The sequence below is a fragment of the Brevibacterium sp. SIMBA_078 genome (genome assembly GCF_046534565.1).
Taxonomy (GTDB): domain Bacteria; phylum Actinomycetota; class Actinomycetes; order Actinomycetales; family Brevibacteriaceae; genus Brevibacterium.
The window spans coordinates 1-266 of the sequence record NZ_JAWRYQ010000272.1 but is presented as its reverse complement, the minus strand read 5'-3'; the positions used below and the strand labels follow the sequence as shown (position 1 = coordinate 266).

The following is a 266-nucleotide window of genomic DNA, read 5'->3' as shown; positions in this document are numbered from 1 at the left end:
CAAGCGATTTTATGGCAGACCAACAACTAAACACCGCAATTGAAGCTATAACCAGTGTGACAGGCATAAATGCTCGAGAAGCAGATAATGGCAAGTTTTCTATTTCAGCCCGAGGCATTGGTGTCACCAGCATACTTTATGATGGCATAGCAACCACCTATGACACCCGCTTTAATTATGGAGATAACCTAACCGATACCGCAATTTATGATCGTATCGAAATAGTTAGAGGAGCAACGGGGCTAATGCTGGGCGCAGGTAACCCT

The 266-nt window shown here is 44.7% G+C and carries 1 protein-coding gene; it reads left to right on the top strand.

Annotation, left to right across the window (positions count from 1 at the left end; genetic code table 11):
* The coding region (locus SB749_RS19700; RefSeq protein ID WP_410711793.1) for a TonB-dependent receptor plug domain-containing protein at positions 1-266 on the top strand (266 nt) is incomplete at both ends.